Consider the following 16,149-nt stretch of genomic DNA (forward strand, 5'->3'; position numbering starts at 1 on the left):
TTTCTGCAATTAGATTCCCAGATTCGCAAGCGCGGATGCTAATTGGTTTAAGGCACTGGTAATTTGGGGGTGGTCTGCCTCGATTTTGAGAACCAGATCATGTACTTCGCCGGATAAGAGCCCCTCTTCCTCTTGAGGAGGCTCCTCAACAGCACGTTCAATTTCATTGATCAGCTTTTGCAATTGCTCGTGAGAACTATCGTCGAGCGCCGGAGACGCCGCCAGATCTGCCCGCAATCGCTCAAGTTTCTCCAGTAGAATTGTCTTCTTCATGCCGGGCTTTCACAGATAAGCTAACAAGGGAAAGTTAAATTTTGTGCCGGACATCGCTGCCCAAACCTTATGATAACCTATGTCCTGCAGATTGACGATTCCCCTCCCCTGCGGTTGACTGCTAGAATTGGCCTCGACCTAATGGAATTTCTCCTGTTATTGATTGAAAAGGATTCCCATGTCTGCTGTAACTATCACATACGATCCCCAAGGGACCTACTTGCCGGAGCACGGATTAGCTCCCGATGAACTGACCAAGTTCTCTTCTCAATTGACAGCGGCTCGCAGCGAAGTGCTTGCGGATGCACAGTTGTGGGCAGACGGGGTGACTCCACCCTCCAACAAGGAGCCCCTCGATGCAGGTTTTCATCATCTCCCCGAGCGACTGCTAGCCGATTACCAGTCGAATGGGTCGGAAAGTGAAGTTGGTCGAATTATCGCCACCGCAAACCGTTTAGCTGCGGTCGTCGATCGCGTAGTCTTGCTGGGAATAGGTGGTTCTTACATGGGAGCGCGAGCCCTGCTGGAGTCGTGTTGCCATCCCTATTACAACGAGCTTCCTCGGCAACTTCGTGACAATCGCCCTCGAGTGAGCTTCGAGGGCAATAATGTCGATAATGATTCTTTGCAGGGGCTCTGCGACTTGCTCCCCTCGGCTATGTCGAACAGCGATGTAGCCGACCGTTGGGGTATTGTAGTTATCAGCAAGAGTGGTGGCACGCTGGAAACGGCGGCTGCCTTTCGAATTCTCTTAAATCGACTCCAGAAATCGCTGGGAGCCAATCATACGCAGCTTGCCGAATTAGTTGTGCCGGTGACAGGTACGAGTGGCAAATTGTTCGATTTGGCAACCGAACTCGGCTGTCGCGAGATTTTTCCGGTGCCCGATGGTGTGGGGGGGCGATTCTCTGTTTTGTCGGCAGTCGGCCTTTTACCCGCTGCGATAATGGGGCTTGATATCGTGCAGCTCTTGGAAGGTGCTGCCGCAATGAATGATCACTTCCGCTCAGAACAGGTCGGCAAGAATGTGGTACTTGATTACACAGGCATCTGCCACTTAATGGAAAAACAACGGGGATGTGACATCCGCCTGCTTTCGACCTGGGGCAAGCGACTCGAAGCTCTGGGATTATGGTACGATCAGTTGCTTTCCGAGAGCCTTGGCAAGCGAGAACGTGGAGCCATGCCGCTTACCGTTGTGAATACTCGTGATCTCCATTCCCGTGGGCAGCAACACCAAGAAGGCAAACGCGACAAATTGATTACAAACATTATCGTCGACGAGGGCACGCCGACGCCAATTCCCATCGGGACAAGCGAATTCAACCAAGACGGTCTGAATGAGTTGGCTGAGAAAACCATCCCCGAGGTGCTCGCCGCCGCTACTCAGGGCACGAATAAGGCCTATCGCGACGACAATCGACCGACGGCTGATCTTCGCTTACCAGCGATTAACGAATTCGTCATGGGCCAGCTATTTCAGATGTTTATGTTGGCCACGGTTGTAGAAGGTCGACTGGTAGGGACAAACCCCTATGGCCAACCAGGTGTCGAAGCCTACAAAAAGAACATGAACGCAATTTTGCGGGGGATGTGAACAGTGAAGATATTGCTATTGTTTTTGGCACTTACGCCGCTTGCGGTCTCGCAGGCGCAGACCGTGCTAGAGTGGAAATTCGCTCCCGGTGAAACCCAGGATTATCGACTGACTCAAACAGCCCGACTCGATTCTGGAGTAGAGAACGCTGCTACACTCATTGCCGATATTGTCCAACAGATTGACTTCACCTGGAAAGTAATTGAAGTCAATGCCGATGGTACTGCGACGATTTCAATCAAAGTGAACACATTTTCATTGACTGCGACCGGACCTGGAGGACAGGAAGTAGCATTCGACTCATCTTCCAGCGAGGATCCTCAAGGGTATGCGGCGATGTTGCTGCCAATTGGTCGCCGATTGAGTGAGGAAGAAGTACGACTCTCGATGACTCCCCGTGGCGAAGTGAAACTCCTTGACCTGCCTGCTGACTTGGCTGAAGCGGTGAAGTCGGTACCGGGCGGCAAACTTTTTGCCAAAGATGGGGGCGAGGGGAGCTTCGAATCCTTAGCACGCTTGGGTGCTCCATTGACGCTGCCTTCGGAAGCGATCAGTGAGGGAAAAGGGTGGACGGATACTTCTGAGATTGATATCCCGCCATTAGGTAATGCAACCGTTGAATTCAGTTATCTTGTTAAGCAAATGCAAGATGACAAGCCTCTCAGCATCGATCAAGCAATGCATTTATCTCTAGAAGCGAGCGAAGGAGAAACATCGCTTGTCTTGAAGGAACAAGTCTCCACAGGAGTCGTGCAGTTTGATGTGAGTGCAGGCCGCCCCGAGAAATCTACTCTGAGTTATCAGGTTGAGATTGTCCCTCAGGCCAGCCAGCCAGAAGCAAGTGGGGGAGAAACAATGAGACTCCAGCAGAGCGTCGAGTTTCGTTCGCTGTCTGATGCTTCCCAGTGATTACCCCTCAATTGGCTTGGCATTCTGATCGACAAGCTGTACCTGGATTTTATCACCGTGGATACGTACGGGATAGGAAGGTATTTTCAGGCGGGGGTTGTCTCGCCAGGTGCCATCGCAGATATCGAATCTCCAGGCGTGCCAGGGGCACGTGACGGCCCCCTCCTCATCGAGGCAGCCAGCCCCCAGAGAGGCCCCCATATGCGGGCAGAGATCGTCGATGGCATGATAGGTGCCACCCCGATTGAACACAGCCACAAGCTTGTCGCCGATGGCAAAGGTCCCCCCCTGCCCTTCAAGGATCGCACCGACTTTAGCCACCGTAATAAAATCAGACATCGATGGCATCTCCAATTTCAAAACCTTTTGCGCCGTTTGAACTTATCAGGATACTGGCATTACTCCTTTACTTCCAGCGGTGAATTTCATGCGACTCAATGACTGAGAATAGCCGTCAGCGGCATTAGGAGCCCTGGCTGAATCGCCCGAAGCCGATTATCCTGGAAAGACGAGTTTCCCAGTTTCTTCTTCGACAACAGACTCTACTATGCCAGCAACCGATCCTTCTATCTCTCTCCACGATTTTCAGCATCTCATTCGAGAGATGTATCTTGAGAAAGACGTCGCACGGGGCATCGATGGTACTTTCATGTGGCTGATGGAAGAGGTGGGGGAGTTGGCAGCCTCGTTGCGAGAAGGAACTCCTGCCGAGCAGGCTGCCGAGTTTGCAGATGTTCTCGCCTGGCTAACCACGATTGCCAATGTGGCGGGCGTCGATCTATCAGCGGCGGTTGCTGAAAAGTATGGCTCGGGATGTCCGGGTTGTGGCTTATTGGTTTGCACATGCGACGACACGGAGAAGCCGTGATTTTTGTTCTCCGGAAAATCTGCAATCTACATCTGGCGCTAGTCTGCGTGCTGCTCGTCGGAGGTGAACTGCATGCCCAGGATGAAAAACCGCGGATTACCGACGTGGAAATCGGATTTGACGGTGCCTACAAGTTAGGGTGCTGGACTCCGGTGCAAGTAATCCTAGAAGGGGGATCGATACCTCTGACGGGAGTGGTACAGGTTACCGTTCCTGATGGCGATGGGGTACCGACCACTGTAATCAGCCCGTTCAATCGGCCCGTTGGAATCGAACCGGGACGTACAACGACCGTCAATTTATTCATTCGAGTGGGGCAGTCAGCCGCCCCGTTGGAAGCGAAGTTTATTACTGCCGATCGCAAGAACAGTGTTTCACGCACCTTTTTTGCTGGACCCGAATCTGGCGACGGTGTGATTGCTGGAGGGTTGCCGGCTACTAATCGGCTGATCGTCGCCCTGGGCCCTGCATTGGGACTCGGCGATCTGTTGGCCAACGAATCGGTCGATGAGTTGTCTCGAACCCATCTCGTCCAACTACAATCCACGGCCGAGCTGCCGACAGAATGGCAAGGTTATGAGGGAGTCGAAACACTCATCCTCACTACATCACAGCCCGAAGTGTATCGCCCTCTGATTCAGAACGCCGCCAGAGTCGAGGCACTCCGAAAATGGGTTGAATTGGGGGGGAAGCTTGTCGTTTTCTGTGGATCCCAGGCCGAGGAATTAATGGGAGCTAACGGTGCCCTGACTGAGTTGGTTCCAGGCAAGTTCACTGAAATCGTCGATATCCAGCAATCGCAACCACTCGAAACTTTCAGTGGATCAGAACAAGCAATCACGTCCGATCGACGGGTCAACTTCCAGGTTCCAGTATTTACTGGGATTCGTGGCAGATCCGAGGCGGTTGCCCGACGAGGAACTCTCGAAGTTCCATTGGTAATTCGCTCCTACCTAGGTTTTGGAGAATTGACGTTCGTCGGACTCGATTTCGACAAGCCACCGCTGCGCGCGTGGCCGGGTCGCGTTGGCTTTCTGCAACGTGCGTTGGAATTGGGAGATAGTCGTACCTCTCAGCAAGGGAGCAATGAGACAATCGTGCAAACGGGTGAAGACATTGTTACCCAAGTTCGTAATGTGCTCGACCAATCGTTTGTGGGTGTGACCGTTGTGCCCTTTGCCTTAGTTGCTTTTCTTGTGGTGGGTTACATCCTCCTGATTGGCCCAGGCGACTTTTATCTCGTGAATAAGATTCTCAAGCGACCGGAATTCACCTGGATAAGTTTCCCATTGATGGTGGCCGGTGTATCGGCAGGTGCCTATTGGTATGCCAACTGGCAAAAGGGAGACCAGTTGCGCGTGAATCAAGTCGTATTCGTGGACTTCGATGCGACCACCAACACAGTGCGTGGTACGGCGTGGACCCACTTCTTCACGCCACAAGTCGCGAAGTTCAATCTCTCATTTCGCCCTCCGCTCCCAGATTCAACAGCGGTTCAAGGCCTACCCTTGGTCGCTTGGCTTGGACAGCCCGGATACGCCTTGGGGGGGATGCAATCGAGCAGCGGACAAACTTCGCTCTTCGATCGAGGCTATGAATTTTCCCCAGCACTAGATGCAATGAATGATGTCCCCGTCCAGTTGTGGTCCACGAAAACTATTATCGCCCGTTGGGTTTCTAAGACCCCTGTGCCCCTGGGGCTGTCCCTGTCTCGGACCGACGATCAATTGCTCGCTGGGTCGATCGCAAATCAATCGGATATGGCCCTTGCCGACTGTGTACTTCTTTATGGGCAATGGGCCTGGGACCTAGGGCAAATGCCAGCAGGAACGACGGTCGACCTGAGCACGGCCAAACAGCCACGCATGGTAAAAACGCTGCTTACCAGCGCGACAGCCGGGGATGTGACCATCACGAATACGGCGGCTGACGGGACAGTGCCGTTTCGGCTAGCGCAAGAAGACGTAACTCGTCTTGCCAAGACGATGATGTTTTTTCACGCGCTCAGTGGAGATCGCTATACTGGCATGTTAGACCGGTATCAATCCTTTCTAGACATGAGCCATTTTCTCGATCAACCCGATTTGGCGGTTCTGGTTACCAAAGGAGGTGACCAAGGAGGCCAGTGGCTCAATGGTGATAAACCACTTGGCGGCGATGAAGATCGCAACTGGGTCTACAATCGGTATCTTTTGCCCGTGGGGCCAGCTTTAGAAAACGAAAAACTGACATCGGAACAATAGTTCCGGAAGCTTACGCATCCGGCTCGCTGACAACCAACCACCAGCCACTAACCACCGCAAACTCCCGTGATAAAAGTCCACGACTTAACCAAGAAATATGGCGATTTATACGCCATCAATAAGATCGAGCTCAAACTCGACCGAGGTGACGTGTTCGGATTCATCGGTCCTAATGGGGCCGGTAAGACGACCACTATGCGGATCCTGGCTACGCTCCTCAACCCCACCTGGGGTGAGGCCTACGTCGGTGGCTATTCGATTTACACCAAGCCCAAAGAAATCCGCCGCATCATCGGCTATATGCCCGATTTCTTCGGCGTTTACGACAACATGCAGGTGATCGAGTATCTGGAGTTCTTTGCTGCAGCATATCGCATCAAGGGACCTGAACGCCGCAAGATCTGTAACGAAGTACTTGATCTGGTCGACCTTGGCTACAAACGCAATGAACTCGTAACCAGTCTCTCGCGCGGCATGACCCAGCGGCTCGGCCTCGCGCGAGTACTGCTCCACGATCCTCAAGTGTTGCTCCTCGACGAACCGGCTAGCGGCCTTGATCCCCGAGCACGAATTGAAATTCGTGGACTGCTCAAGGAACTCCGCAACATGGGAAAAACGATCATGGTTTCCAGCCATATCCTGCCGGAACTGGCCGATATCTGCAACAAGATTGGCATCATCGAACGGGGGGAATTGATCGTCAACGCCGACGTAGCCGATGTAATGAAGCAGGTCCGCCAGCAGACGGTCCTCAAGATCGACGTCTCTGATGACCGCGAGAAGGCCGCCAAGCTGCTCGAACAACACGAAATCGTAGAGACGGTGGAAGTCGACAAGCAAGGCCTTCGTGTCACTCTCACCGCCGGGGATCACGACTATAGCCAGCTAGCCCGCTTGATCTTGGATAATGGCCTCTCTCTAACGCGGCTCGGAGAAGAAGAGATCAACCTGGAAACGGCCTTCATGACGCTTACCAAGGGAATTACGTCGTGATCCTCTTGGGGTAGCCATCCTGGCAGCCAATATCCTCTGGGCCTTGCCGATGGAGCGATAATTTCGGATACTGGTTCGCTTGAATCGTCATTGGGTATTTAGACTTTGGTTATCAGTTGATCCGCCCCGTTCGTCTAGTGGCCCAGGACACCGCCCTCTCACGGCGGAGACAGGGGTTCGACTCCCCTACGGGGTACTTTTTGATTCGCCTAGCGATAGTGCCTTGGGCGAAGATTTGAGCCCGGTTTTCCCGGGCTTTTTTTATGAATTTCATATTCGCCTATGTAATTCCTATGTCTTCTCTAACATTGGGACTCTTTTATGCCCTCTTTAGCTGCTTGCCTATTGTTTTTTGCCGTTTCCCAAAGTGCGCTCGGAGAGAATGTTGCCGTTTGGATAGGCATGGGTTCGCCACAGAACGGCGAAACGGCGGGCATCTATCGTGCGATGCTGGACCAAGAAACGGGCAAGCTTGAGCCACCTCAGTTGGCTGTGGAAGTCGCCGAGCCTGAATTTTTGGCGATCCGTTCTGATGGCAAATGTCTGTACGCGGCGTGCCGACTCCCAGGTGGCGAAGCAGGAATTGCAGCATTTGAGATCACTGCAGATGACAAATCACTCCGCCATTTTAATTCCCAGTCTCTCGGCGGAGGCGCCGCATGTCATGTCGCCCTAGATCCTACGTCTCGCTGCTTGTTTAGTGCGCAATATGGTGACGGCACTATTGCCACTTTTCCCTTGGCTGAGGCTGGGAGCATTGAGCCTCGTGCAGCGCTCATAAAACACACTGGTGCGGGCCCCGACAAAGCACGGCAAGAAAGCCCTCATCCCCATTCAGTAAACCCGGCGGCTAAGAATAACTTTCTCTTGGTTCCCGACTTAGGCACGGATGAGATTGTGATTTATCGAACAGACCCGGAAACTGGGAGCGTTGAAAAGCACGGCCATGGTAATTCTCCTCCGGGGGGTGGCCCCCGCCACATGACTTTCTCGCCTAACGGCAAGTTTGCCTACGTCGCCAACGAGATGGGTCTCTCTGTGACAGTATTCAAATACGATTCTCAAGCCGGCGCACTAGAGTCGATTCAAACGATTCCAACGCTTCCAAAAGAACTTCGAATTCCCGCGAGCAACTGCTCGGAAATCCGTATGCATCCCAGCGGTCGATTTCTGTATGTAGCCAATCGCGTCCACGATTCGATTACTGTATTCAGTGTTGATCCCGAAGGTGGCAAGCTTTCGTTCATCGAAGCCATACCAGCTCACGGCGAGCATCCCAGGAATTTCAATCTCGACCCCACGGGTAAATGGTTGCTAGCTGCAGGTCGAGACTCGAATTCGATTTCCGTCTTCAAAATCGATCAAGATAACGGGCGACTTGAGTATACGGGACAGACAGTCAATTCCCCGTCTCCGATCTGTATTCTATTCCAGCCGCAAACGTATTAGGAACACACCACAAAGGGGCGTAAAACCCAAAAGCAATCTTCTGCAGATTTGCTATTCCCCAAACTGCTCGGCATAGTCGGCCAGCGCGGCTTCGATCACTTGTTCAGCATGATCACGGCTGTAAGCTTCCCCGACTTTTACGGGTGGGTCATCCGGCGTGAGCATTTTGTAGGTGCTGAAGTAGTGCCGCAAACGATTGACCATAATCACTGGCAGATGAGAGACGTCCTGGACCCCTTCCCACATGGCGTCGTTGTCGAGGATGGCGATTATCTTGTCGTCTGCCTCGTGGTTGTCGAGCATAGGGAGTCCCCCAACTACACGAGCCTTGAGAATCACTTCGCCAACGTTGATAGGTCGCTCGCTGATAACACAGATATCCAGCGGGTCACCATCCCCAGTTTTTGCGCCAGGCATCATAGCTTTCACGCGTTCCCCACAATAAGTCTTAGGAATAAAACCGTAAAGCGTTGGTGCAAAGGAGGAAGTGCGATTGGGTCGATCCACTCGCAAGTAGCCGGTCTGCTTATCGAGTTCGTATTTTACCCGATCGTAGGGGGTAAGTTCGATGTAGGCATACACGAGCCGTGGCGGATCGGGGCCCACGTCGAGACCATGCCAGGGGTGGGGGCGCCACTTAAAAAACGGAGCGGGGAAGCTCATAGATTGTTCCAGAATGTTGGGGTTCAACTAGCGATGGACTTCACCATCGTCGACGTAAGTTTCAAGGAAACGGGTCAATTTCTGGAAATCACTATCTCGTTCAATGTAGCGGACGACCGTCACGAGAGTCTCCGGATCGACCAGATCTTCAAATGGGACATATTCCAACTGGAGTTGTCCAGATATGGAGACCATTACTCCATTGAGCCTTTTTTCGACAAGTGCCCGATAGGCACCTACGCCTAATTGGCTACCGAGCATGACGTCGAAGGCATGCGGCCTCGCACAGCGGGCTTCGTAGCCGAGTTGGATGGCATTCACTTTGCGCTTCTTGCCGGTTTGTCGGGCGTATTCCTTAGAGATCAGGTCGGCGAATACGTCGTGTAAGTTGACCGCAGAGATATTAATATGACCGTGATCATCACGACCTATTCCTTCGAGATACTTGCTGGGGAGGAATTCAGCGAGTCCCTCGGCGATCACAATCACTCCGTACTCTTTCCCCTCGCGTTCACGAGCTGTCATGGTCGCAACGATACGGGGGATGACCGCTTCCATATTCATTACAGTGCGGCTACTACTCTCGCCCGTAGACGGATCGACAGTTTCTTCGGTGGCGCGGTACTTTCCTACCACATCTTCAACACTCACCACCAGGCTTGCCTCACCCGCGATTGCCACTCCGTAGGCAAGCCAACCCGCGCTACGTCCCATAGATTCGCAGAGGAAGTAATTGCGGTTAGCTTCGGCATCAGCCAACAAGTTGCGGACCTCTGCGGCGAGGAAATCAACCGCAGTGAAATATCCGAACGTAAAATCGATGCCCCGATAATCGTTATCGATGGTCTTGGGCAAATGGACGATCGGGATGCGGTGGGCATCCAGGGGAAGCCGCTCCTGAAACATCTTAAATTTATTGGCGGTCTTGAGTGTGTCATCGCCACCGATCGAGATCAGAACATCAACTCCAATCGAGCGGAGTGCTTCGTAGACAGTTTTGAGCGGAGCACTTTTCTCTGGATCGGCCAGGTGAGATGGATGAGAGACCAGCCTCCCAGGATTAGTACGGGCTGTACCAATCATGATTCCAGAAGAATTGCGAGTACGTCCTAGCATTTTGTGATTGACCATCACATAGTCACGACCTTCGACAAGCGGATTAGAAGGACTGTACTCCACCAAGCCGGAGTAGCCATGCTTGATGCCGACCACTTCGATATCGTTCCTTAAAAAAGCAGTAGCCGCCGCCGAGATGACTGCGTTGGCGGCAGGTGCGGGTCCACCGGCAAACAAGATCGCAGCCCGGCGGAAGTTGTGCATCATTTTCTCAGGACGCGAAAGAGTATTATCAGCCATAATGTATCGTTCTCAAGTTTCTGGGTGTCAGGTATTGGGATAGTGGGGCCGCCGCCAAATCCGTGGCAATGCATTGTAGCCTACGTGTGGGAGCTAGAAAATGGTCTCTCGCAGTGGGGCAGTCATCCTCGCCGCCAATGCAAAAACCAGGCTGGAATCACCCACCAATTTTTAGCCGAACGAGAATTCCCGCTCGATGAACGTAGTATCGATGCGACCTTCGGCAAAGGCGCTATGACTGAGAATTTCTTGATGCAGTCCGGCAGTCGTATGAATCCCGTCGACCCGCAGTTCTGAAAGCGCCCGTAACATAGTGCGGATCGCCTCGACCCGAGTAGGTTGATGTACGAGGAGCTTTCCAATCATCGAGTCATAGTAAGGGGGCACTACGTATCCACTGTGCGCATGGGAATCGAACCGTACCCCAAAACCGCCGGGAACGATCAGACGCTCGATTCTGCCTGGGGAAGGACGGAAATTATTGCGTGGATCTTCGGCGTTTATCCGGCACTCGATCGAAGCACCGGTTTGCTTGATGTCGTCCTGACTGATAGAGAGTTTTTCCCCTGAAGCGATCAATATTTGTTGCTTGATCAGGTCAATGCCAGTGACCATTTCGGTGACAGGATGTTCGACCTGGATGCGGGCATTCACCTCAATGAAGTAGTAATTTCCCTCTTTATCTACGATGAATTCCACCGTTGCTGCGTTAGTGTATTCAGCTTCCGAAATCAGCCTTCGAGCCGCAATGCACATGGAATTGCGGGTTTCTTGATTGACGCTGGTGCTGGGGCTTTCCTCGATAAGCTTTTGGTGGCGACGTTGTACCGAGCAATCACGCTCCCAGAGATGTACCACGTTGCCATGATGATCGGCCAGCACTTGCACCTCCACGTGGTGCGGTTGCTCAATGTATTTTTCGAGGTAAACATCTCCATTTCCAAAGGCGGCCTCGGCTTCAGTTTTCGCTTGATTGAAAGCCGTCTTGAGCGCCAAGTCATTTGCCGCGACTCTCATGCCCCGACCCCCACCCCCGGCAACTGCCTTGATTAATACCGGGAACCCCACTTTGTGGGCAAAGTGCAAAGCCTTGTCGACGGATTCAACGATTCCATCGCTCCCTGGCACAACCGGCACTTCAGCCTTCATTGCCAAGGCGCGGGCTGCGTTCTTGTCACCAAGCTTGGCCATCGCTTCAGGTTTGGGGCCGATGAAATCGATATTGCAGCTTCGACAAATCTCGTTGAAATGGGCGTTTTCTGACAAAAACCCGTAGCCAGGGTGAATGGCCTGCACGTTACCCACTTCAGCAGCGCTGATCACATTGGCAATTCGCAGATAACTGTCGGCAGCCCGAGGAGGGCCAACGCAGTAGGCCTCGTCGGCCAGATCGAGATAATGGGCCCCGCGATCTCCTTCGCTGTAGATGGCAACCGTTTCGATCCCTAGCTCCCGGCAGGCGCGGATTACCCGCAGAGCAATTTCCCCTCGGTTAGCTATGAGAATTCTTTGATACATTTTTTGGCAATCGCTAAATCAGGAGCGACTGAAGATTAAGGCGAAAGTTGAAGTTGCAGACGACTGGATGTTTTAGCCACGATGAACTTTGAACAGTTTCTGACCATACTCAACCGGATCACCGTTCTCTACCAACCGCGCCAGGATCTTGCCAGAGCATTCCGCGGGAATTTCGTTGAACACCTTCATGGCTTCAATAATACAGACGATGGTGTCAGAACCAACCGAGTCTCCTACACTCACTAGTGGCGGGGATTCAGGGCTCGAGGCAAGATAAAAGGTGCCCACCATCGGGCTCGTTACGAAGGCAACGTTGGCCTCTTCGGCGGCAGCGGCTGGAGCAACTGCTGTGGCAGGCGGAGCAACAGCAGGAGCGGGAGCAGGCGCCATAGGAACCGGGGCACCACCCATCGTGACGACCGGTTCTTGACCGCGACGAAGCCGTATTCGCTGGTCCCCCTGCCGGAGATCAACCTCCGCCAGTTCGTGTTCGTTCATCAATTCGACGAGCCGCCGTACTTTGCGGACATCGAATACGTCACCGGATCCTCCGTTAGTCATATCGCGTCTCCCGCTGTCTTTCTTATGGGTACGTTTCCCTGACCGACCAGCCATCGGTGTGTTTCCTATTGGGTGATCGGCTTCATGCCGGTGGGCTTAACCAACCACGCATTCGTCAATTTGTTTTGGAACGGAAGTAAGCACTTCATGGCCCTCGCGGGTGACGAGGATGTCATCCTCGATTCGGACTCCACCCCAACCTTCCAGATAAATACCTGGTTCGACGGTCACGATCATCCCCGCCGCCAACATCCTTGATTGACCTTGAGCCAACCGAGGAGCCTCATGGATCTCCAGTCCAGTCCCATGTCCTAGTCCGTGGCCAAATTGCTTGCCGTAGCCCGCCTTGACGATGATATCCCTAGCGACCTTATCCACAGCTTCGCAAGTGACGCCCGGTCGGATCGCAGCGATCGCGGCCAATTGTGCCTTCAACACCACTTCGTAGATTTTGCGTAATTTAGGCGAGAGTTTACCGGTCACCAACACACGGGTCAAGTCGCTCATGTAGAGGCCGTCATTCACTCCCCAATCAATCAGCGTGAAGTCAGCCTCACCCAATTGCCGACTTGTCGGACTGGCATGAGGCAGTGCGGATCGGTATCCAACAGCGACAATTGCCGGAAAACTCAGGCACTTTCCTCCAAAACGGCGTGCCTGATACTCTAATTCGGTAGCGACTTCCAACTCGGTCATTTCAGGTCGCAGCCCTGCTCGGACCACTTCGAACGCTCGCCGCGCCTGCTCACAAGCGACACGGGTCCGGTCAATCTCCGTGCGATCTTTTATCAAACGCAGTTCTTCAACCCACCCTGTGCAAGGAATCAATTCGCAACCAGGAAGTTCCTTTTGTAGCCCGGCATGGAGTCCGAGCGTCATAGAATTCGCCTCGACCGAAAGCCGCTTAACTTTGGCTTTGGTCAGCACTTTGGCAACCCAGGGGAGCATTTGGATACCTGGACCGCGTATCTCTAAGTCGAGGTCGGGGCATTCCTCTCCAAGCTGTGTCGAATAGCGCTCATCGCTAATCAGGATCGCCTTTTTCGGCGTGACCAGTAGATAGCTATCGTCCCCGGTGAAACCCGTAAGATAGGTGACGTTAATAAAGTTAGTGACCAACAGGGCGTCGGTCCCTTCTTTACGAAGCTGGCTTGCAATCTTCCTGCGGCGTTGGGTGAAGTTTGACATCGATTGGAGTCTCGGCAGTCTAAACGGGTGTCATTTGATCTGGGGGCTGTCTGTGCCCAATATCGGACACCGGGCAACCTCTGGCAAGAGCGACTCTAACAAGCACGATTGCACTTCGCGGACCATCTGCTAGGCTGATTTCTTCATCGAATCCCACCGTCCGAGGTTTCCTGCGATGTTTCGTGTCACTCGAGAAATCGATTTTTGTTACGGCCACCGTCTGCTTAATTACGACGGAAAGTGCCGCTTTCTGCATGGCCACAATGGGCGCGCCGTGATCAGCATAGAAGGAGCCGAGCTGGACTCGCGAGGGATGGTTTTGGATTTCAGCGACATTAAGAAGACCGTAAGTACCTGGATTGATGAGAACCTGGACCATCGCATGATACTTTGCCGTCAGGATCCCGTAGTGCCAATCCTTGAAGAAATGGGGGAGCCTCTCTACTTGTTAGACGAAAATCCAACCGCAGAGAACATCGCGAAGCTAATCTACGACCAGACTATGGCACAAGACGTGCCCATTATCGAAGTCCGGCTGTGGGAGACTCCTCGGTGTTTTGCAACGTACGCACCTTAATGAGAGCCGGGTCGTCCTCGACCCCGGTCTGATAGTAAAAAACAATCGGAGGCCGGCTTGAAGCGGCTTACGTTCCGCGCACAGGACCAAACCACTCAATTTGCTTGCGAGGGCAAAAAGTCCAGCCACGTTCTTGGCAGATCGGCTCGAGCCACTCGCTACGCACAGCTAGTTCTTCTTGCGTGGTTCCCTGAGGCATCAGCAACACGCGGTCACTCTGAATGTTTAAAAATTTACCAAGGAACTGATCGACTTCGTCGATTTCCGAAGCGCGATCGATCACAAATTTGAGTTGGTATTCGTACCGTGCGAGAAATTGCGCAATCACTTCGGGCTGGAAACGCTGCCGCGCATGACGGCGGTGCCAATGAGGAAAGCGGGCGGGGTCTGGACCGCTGGCGGAAAACTTGGGGCTGATCGACATCAGATCGCACTCAATGGGTAGGAACAAGGTTCCTGCTGTCTCCACAGTGATATATCGACCACTAGCTCGCAAAGCCTCGGTGAGGGGTATCAATTCGGCGAATAACATCGGTTCCCCGCCGGTGAGAACAACATGCCTGCAGTCCCATTCTTCGATCTCAGCGACGATTTCGTCGACGGCGTAGTCGGTTCCCTCGGGCTGCCAAGACGCAAAAGGAGTATCACAAAACCAACAGCGCAGATTGCAGCCGCTCGCGCGGACGAACACACTGGGTGTGCCTGTGAGCAGGCCTTCCCCTTGCACCGATTTGTAGATTTCTGCAATCTTCATAAATACTCGATGGGATCCGTAAGCCCCGCATTAGCAAAGCCTTGTTTGCGCAACTGACAGGCGTCACACGCGCCGCAGGCAATGCCTGCCTCGTTTGGCGAGTAACAGGTGTGGGTTAAGCTGTAGTCGACCCCTAGCTTCGTGCCTTGTTGAATGATTTCCGCTTTGGTCATCAGAATCAGCGGCGCGTGGATGGAGAATTTGCTTGTACCCTCTACACCCGCCTTAGTGGCTAGATTGGCAAGCTGCTCAAACGCTGCGATAAATTCTGGTCGGCAGTCAGGGTAGCCGCTGTAGTCGACTGCATTGACGCCGACGAAGATATCAGCGGCTCCTAACACTTCCGCATAGCCCAGTGCCAACGAGAGCATTACTGTATTGCGCGCCGGTACATAAGTGACGGGGATACCCGCTGACATTTCATCGCCGCTACGACCCTGGGGAACTTCGATGTCTGCCGTCAGGGCACTCCCACCTAAACTGGCCAAATCGATGCTCACAAACTTGCGATTCTTAATTCTCAAAGAATCAGCCACCCGGCGGGCCGACTCAAGTTCGAACCGATGCCGCTGGCCATAGTCGATGCTCAGGGCATGGACGTGAAACCCCTGACTGAGTGCAATCGCGGCGGTCGTGGCCGAGTCGAGCCCGCCGGAAAGTAGCACCACGGCGTTTTTGGGGATGTCTGTCATGCGTCCGAAACCACTGTAACCTGTACCAATTCTTTGAAGGCTCCGTAAAGGGCCACTTTGCGCCCGCTCCTTATCATGCCACAATCACAAATTCGCCGAAAGGAGAGGCCCCATGAGTGACTTCCGTACGAAGCTGGAAACCTTCGAAAATCAGTTTCCCGAGCGGGATTACCGCATCGAGATTGTATGCCCCGAGTTCACATCGCTATGCCCCAAGACGGGGCAGCCCGATTTTGCCACGATTACGTTTACCTATATTCCCCACAAATTGTGCGTCGAACTGAAGAGTTTGAAGCTCTATCTCCAGAGTTACCGCAATGAGGGGATTTTTTACGAAAACATTACTAATGTGATTCTCGACGATTTAACAGCCGTCTTGTCTCCCCGATGGTTGAAGATCGTGGCGGCGTTCAGCGCGCGAGGTGGAATCACCGAGACCGTGACAGCCGAGTTCGCCTCGGCAAAGTAAGCAAAGCTGGGTGATTGTAATCTCCCGGCGTTATCATCA

At 53.2% G+C, this 16,149-nt stretch carries 17 protein-coding genes and 1 tRNA gene; 9 read left to right on the plus strand and 9 right to left on the minus strand.

The annotated features are described in order from the left end of the window. Positions 1 to 9 precede the first annotated feature (9 nt). The gene (locus tag Pla144_RS16830; protein WP_146451864.1) at positions 10 to 273 is read right to left on the minus strand and encodes a DUF4404 family protein; all 264 of its coding nucleotides are present in this window, start codon (positions 271 to 273) and stop codon (positions 10 to 12) included. 178 nt (positions 274 to 451) lie between these two features. On the opposite strand from Pla144_RS16830, the gene Pla144_RS16835 reads away from it, so the two are divergent. Together Pla144_RS16835 and Pla144_RS16840 are read left to right on the plus strand one after the other, a co-directional pair. Continuing rightward, positions 452 to 1,870 carry a glucose-6-phosphate isomerase gene (locus tag Pla144_RS16835; protein WP_146451865.1) on the plus strand — a complete coding sequence of 473 codons (1,419 nt, stop codon included), beginning with the start codon at positions 452 to 454 and terminating at the stop codon, positions 1,868 to 1,870. Positions 1,871 to 1,873: 3 nt separating this feature from the next. Continuing rightward, the gene (locus Pla144_RS16840) at positions 1,874 to 2,779 is read left to right on the plus strand and encodes a hypothetical protein (protein ID WP_146451866.1); all 906 of its coding nucleotides are present in this window, start codon (positions 1,874 to 1,876) and stop codon (positions 2,777 to 2,779) included. Here the strand turns inward: Pla144_RS16840 and Pla144_RS16845 are convergent, their stop codons facing one another. Then, entirely contained in the window at positions 2,780 to 3,118 is a 339-nt protein-coding gene (locus Pla144_RS16845) for a Rieske (2Fe-2S) protein (RefSeq protein WP_146451867.1), read from the minus strand. 208 nt (positions 3,119 to 3,326) lie between these two features. Here Pla144_RS16845 and Pla144_RS16850 point away from each other — a divergent pair, with 208 nt between their 5' ends. From Pla144_RS16850 to Pla144_RS16870, 5 genes are all read left to right on the plus strand, one after another. After that, a complete protein-coding gene (locus Pla144_RS16850; protein WP_146451868.1) occupies positions 3,327 to 3,647 on the plus strand; it encodes a MazG nucleotide pyrophosphohydrolase domain-containing protein in 321 nt (106 codons plus the stop codon). Then, positions 3,644 to 5,890: a hypothetical protein gene (locus tag Pla144_RS16855; protein ID WP_146451869.1), complete on the plus strand. Its 2,247-nt coding sequence runs from the start codon at positions 3,644 to 3,646 to the stop codon at positions 5,888 to 5,890. The genes Pla144_RS16850 and Pla144_RS16855 overlap by 4 nt, the downstream gene beginning before the upstream one ends. A gap of 66 nt (positions 5,891 to 5,956) precedes the next feature. After that, complete coding sequence (locus tag Pla144_RS16860; RefSeq protein WP_146451870.1) at positions 5,957 to 6,883, plus strand: ABC transporter ATP-binding protein; 927 nt, start codon at positions 5,957 to 5,959, stop codon at positions 6,881 to 6,883. Positions 6,884 to 7,006: 123 nt separating this feature from the next. Next, a tRNA-Glu gene (locus tag Pla144_RS16865) sits at positions 7,007 to 7,079 on the plus strand. A 125-nt stretch (positions 7,080 to 7,204) separates the two neighbouring features. Beyond that, complete coding sequence (locus tag Pla144_RS16870) at positions 7,205 to 8,332, plus strand: lactonase family protein (protein ID WP_146451871.1); 1,128 nt, start codon at positions 7,205 to 7,207, stop codon at positions 8,330 to 8,332. Between the two features lie 51 nt (positions 8,333 to 8,383). Here Pla144_RS16870 and Pla144_RS16875 read toward each other — a convergent pair whose 3' ends face one another. From Pla144_RS16875 to Pla144_RS16895, 5 genes are all read right to left on the minus strand, one after another. After that, positions 8,384 to 8,995 carry an inorganic pyrophosphatase gene (locus Pla144_RS16875; protein WP_146451872.1) on the minus strand — a complete coding sequence of 204 codons (612 nt, stop codon included), beginning with the start codon at positions 8,993 to 8,995 and terminating at the stop codon, positions 8,384 to 8,386. A gap of 27 nt (positions 8,996 to 9,022) precedes the next feature. Next, complete coding sequence (locus tag Pla144_RS16880; RefSeq protein ID WP_146451873.1) at positions 9,023 to 10,351, minus strand: 6-phosphofructokinase; 1,329 nt, start codon at positions 10,349 to 10,351, stop codon at positions 9,023 to 9,025. 171 nt (positions 10,352 to 10,522) lie between these two features. Beyond that, positions 10,523 to 11,869, minus strand: coding sequence for an acetyl-CoA carboxylase biotin carboxylase subunit (accC, locus tag Pla144_RS16885; protein WP_146451874.1), 1,347 nt, complete (start codon positions 11,867 to 11,869; stop codon positions 10,523 to 10,525). A gap of 72 nt (positions 11,870 to 11,941) precedes the next feature. Beyond that, entirely contained in the window at positions 11,942 to 12,430 is a 489-nt protein-coding gene (gene accB / locus Pla144_RS16890) for an acetyl-CoA carboxylase biotin carboxyl carrier protein (protein ID WP_146451875.1), read from the minus strand. A gap of 96 nt (positions 12,431 to 12,526) precedes the next feature. Beyond that, positions 12,527 to 13,618, minus strand: coding sequence for a M24 family metallopeptidase (locus Pla144_RS16895; protein WP_146451876.1), 1,092 nt, complete (start codon positions 13,616 to 13,618; stop codon positions 12,527 to 12,529). Positions 13,619 to 13,793: 175 nt separating this feature from the next. Between Pla144_RS16895 and Pla144_RS16900 the strand changes: the two genes are divergently transcribed. Continuing rightward, a complete protein-coding gene (locus tag Pla144_RS16900; protein WP_146451877.1) occupies positions 13,794 to 14,195 on the plus strand; it encodes a 6-pyruvoyl trahydropterin synthase family protein in 402 nt (133 codons plus the stop codon). 67 nt (positions 14,196 to 14,262) lie between these two features. On the opposite strand, the gene Pla144_RS16905 is transcribed toward Pla144_RS16900, so the two are convergent. Together Pla144_RS16905 and queC are read right to left on the minus strand one after the other, a co-directional pair. Then, positions 14,263 to 14,949: a 7-carboxy-7-deazaguanine synthase QueE gene (locus tag Pla144_RS16905; RefSeq protein ID WP_146451878.1), complete on the minus strand. Its 687-nt coding sequence runs from the start codon at positions 14,947 to 14,949 to the stop codon at positions 14,263 to 14,265. Next, positions 14,946 to 15,641: a 7-cyano-7-deazaguanine synthase QueC gene (gene queC, locus Pla144_RS16910; protein ID WP_197530763.1), complete on the minus strand. Its 696-nt coding sequence runs from the start codon at positions 15,639 to 15,641 to the stop codon at positions 14,946 to 14,948. Before queC ends, Pla144_RS16905 begins: the two co-directional genes overlap by 4 nt. A 112-nt stretch (positions 15,642 to 15,753) precedes the next feature. On the opposite strand from queC, the gene queF reads away from it, so the two are divergent. Continuing rightward, complete coding sequence (gene queF / locus Pla144_RS16915) at positions 15,754 to 16,110, plus strand: preQ(1) synthase (protein WP_146451879.1); 357 nt, start codon at positions 15,754 to 15,756, stop codon at positions 16,108 to 16,110. Positions 16,111 to 16,149: the final 39 nt, after the last annotated feature.

Origin of the sequence: Bythopirellula polymerisocia (assembly GCF_007860015.1) — a bacterium.
Classification (GTDB): domain Bacteria; phylum Planctomycetota; class Planctomycetia; order Pirellulales; family Lacipirellulaceae; genus Bythopirellula; species Bythopirellula polymerisocia.